Source organism: Hydrocoleum sp. CS-953 (assembly GCF_002260545.1).
Classification (GTDB): Bacteria; Cyanobacteriota; Cyanobacteriia; order Cyanobacteriales; family Microcoleaceae; genus Trichodesmium.
The window spans coordinates 1-2,802 of sequence record NZ_LGSU01000338.1 but is presented as its reverse complement, the minus strand read 5'-3'; the positions used below and the strand labels follow the sequence as shown (position 1 = coordinate 2,802).

Annotated in this window: 2 protein-coding genes; one reads left to right on the top strand and one right to left on the bottom strand. The window is 32.8% G+C overall.

Going from position 1 to position 2,802, the window contains the following annotated elements; all coding sequences use genetic code 11:
- Positions 1 to 79: 79 nt before the first annotated feature.
- On the bottom strand, positions 80 to 286 hold the full coding sequence (locus AFK68_RS03145) for a hypothetical protein (protein ID WP_143437468.1): 207 nt from the start codon (positions 284 to 286) through the stop codon (positions 80 to 82).
- Positions 287 to 654: 368 nt separating this feature from the next.
- Between AFK68_RS03145 and AFK68_RS40915 the strand changes: the two genes are divergently transcribed.
- The gene (locus AFK68_RS40915; protein ID WP_246843968.1) at positions 655 to 1,881 is read left to right on the top strand and encodes a Ycf66 family protein; all 1,227 of its coding nucleotides are present in this window, start codon (positions 655 to 657) and stop codon (positions 1,879 to 1,881) included.
- The last annotated feature ends 921 nt before the right edge of the window (positions 1,882 to 2,802 follow it).

The window sequence follows — 2,802 nt, the reverse complement described above, 5'->3', positions numbered from 1 at the left end:
CTATCAAAAAAATTACTAATATTTCAAACACATTTATTCTAATTTATTAGAAGTTCATAACTACTCTATCAATCTTAAATTATTGGTCGATAAAAGTTTTAATATTTGTCAAAGTTGAAGATGGAAAAGTTTCTTCAACATAAGATAAGTTTGGTAGTTTACTGTCCGCTGTATTTATAGAAGGAGATAAAGAAGAAACAGGTGACTTAATATCAGATAAATCTATTCCCGCAAAGATATGTAAAGAGAAAGTAACAGCAGTAGCTAACAAAATTTTTTCCCACATTTCACACCCTCCTTTCATTTTGATGAAAATATAGAACGATTTATTTTCAGGCTTTTCTAACACTTACATCTTAGGAGACAACTTTAGTAATCGTCTGTGACTTGAAATTAGGCAAAAAAGTGATTAAACTCACGATATAATTAACAAATATTTAACTTTTAACTATATCAACCTAAATTGTGTTTTAGGCGATCGCCGAAATATTTGCGAAGCATTCCATAGGAAAATGCTACGGAATATTAAATAGAGTAGTAGTGTATAGCACAGTTTAGGAATGCCATATTATCCCTCAAGTCCACAGTCGGGAGAATGTCAATGAACGATAAAATGACCCCATATACAAATATATAGTGGGAGTACCTAAACTTATGCTTGCAAACATACTGGCCTTAGCTCTTGGTCTTGGTAGTTTAGCTTTATATATGGTGGCCTTTTTCTTTCCAGAAGTCCATCGGAAAAATGATTTTATCTGGAGTGGTGTAGGTCTTTTCTATGCCCTAGTATTATGGTTCTGTGCTGGTAGAATTACAGGTGCGGTGTTATTGGGTCAAGTAGCAAGTGTTACTTTAATAGGTTGGTTTGGTTGGGAAACCCTGACGTTGCGTCGCCAAGTGACCCCTGTTGCAGAGCAAACAAAAATATCAACTCACAAAAGCACTGAAGATAATACTCAGGAAAAATCAACAACTCTTCCTCAGACAACATCTACACCAGAAGTAGAGATGCCTAAATCTGATTTAGCTGAGTCAACAGAAACTTCTATTCAAGAGTTAGAAAATATTACTACTGAAGATTTAATTAATGAAGTTAAACCAGGGGAAACTGAACCTGAATTATTACCAGATGAAACTACTTCATATTCTAGCAAAGAGATAGAAGAGTCTGAAGTAGATACAAATGAAAGTATGACTGAAGAAAATGTTTTAAGTGATGCTCAAACTGTGTCAGAAAAATCTCAGGAATTACAGACAAGTTCACCTAAAAAAGCTGGTGGTTTTTCTCAGTTATTGACGCCTGTGACTGGAATCTTGAGCAATATTAAAAATGCCATTCAAGGTAGAGATTCTAAAAATACTGATTCTGACTCAAAATCTACACAAATTAAATCTGATACTGAGGAATTAACCTCTAGTGAAGAAGTTACTTCAGAAGTTAATGAGACTATAACTCAGACTGAAGATACTCAATCTGAACAAGAAATTTTAACCTCTAGTGAAGAAGTTACTTCAAAAGTTAATGAGACAATAACTCAGACTGAAGAAACTAAACCTGAACAAGAATCTTTAATGGAAAAAGAAGAGTCTCTGATATCTGATCTTCAGGGAGAGGAAATTACTTTGACAGAAGTTGAAAAAGAAACAACCTCATCCTTAGAAGCAGACTCTACATCTACTGAAAAATCTATTTCAGAAACTTCTAAATTAGTAGAAGTTTCTGAACTTGAAGATAGTTCTCCTTCTTCAGAAAAAATCACTACTCAAGATAGTCAGAATGAGGAAGAAAAAATAACTGCTATTTCTTCTGAGGGGAAAAATGAGACTGATAATTCACCATCAGATTTATCAAAGGATAGTGCAAATAAGTCAGTAGAGTAGTAGCATCAAAATTGAAAACGCGAACCTCAGTTATCAGTTAGCCTCCGATCGGAGGAACTGCGTTAACAGTTATCAGTTCCTCTAGTTGAAGTATCTAGCTTAAAATATTGCCTTTTACTTTCTCATCTAAGAGATAACTGATAGCTAATAAGTGACAGATATTTGCCTAAAATCCCAAAGGAAATACTTACCAAACAACAAACAATAATACATAAAAAATATAGAGGGAATTGTTAGGTAAAACTATAGATCAATTCCCTATTTTATTATTTTAGTTATACTAAATCCGCATATAGAAATTCAGTAAGCATTTAGCTATTAGCAGTCAGCTAATAGTCGAGCCAAAGTACAGGACTAATTAAAATTATACCAATTTCATAAAATATTGCTACAGTGTGCTTGTTTTTAGGAGTCAGAAGTCAGGAGTTATAATTCAGGAGGTAAGAATTTATAATATTTATTTTTTCTGAGAGTCAAACTATTCTATTGTTGACTAAAAATAGTCTAATAACCATAAATATTTTGTTTTTGATTAAGGGATAATTTGATTTTTATTCCCGAAGTCGGCAGCAAATTTACTAACAGTTTGGTTATTAACTGACTATAACTATCTTATTTGAATTTGGTATTAGTTGATGATTTTTTCTTTGCTGATGGCTGAGAGCTGATGGCTGAATGCTTACAGGCTAATCATACAAAGTATAGAATATAGCAAAAGTTGAAAGTTCAATTGTTACTGTGAATAGGGTAGAGCAGAAATAAGAAGATTAATGCTTATATTCCGTTACTTTAGAGATTTGATAATTCATTCAAATAATAGGAACTGCCATCAGATAATTTAGATAGTCTTTCTCATATTAACAGTAATGAGGCAGACCTTAATTTTGGCTTCTCTGTTGCCTATTCCCTATTCCCTAAATC

Excerpts from the sequence above, each read along its gene's own strand:
- AFK68_RS03145 (WP_143437468.1), bottom strand. The coding sequence starts at position 286 with ATGTGGGAAAAAATTTTGTTAGCTACTGCTGTTACTTTCTCTTTACAT.
- AFK68_RS40915 (WP_246843968.1), top strand. The coding sequence starts at position 655 with ATGCTTGCAAACATACTGGCCTTAGCTCTTGGTCTTGGTAGTTTAGCT.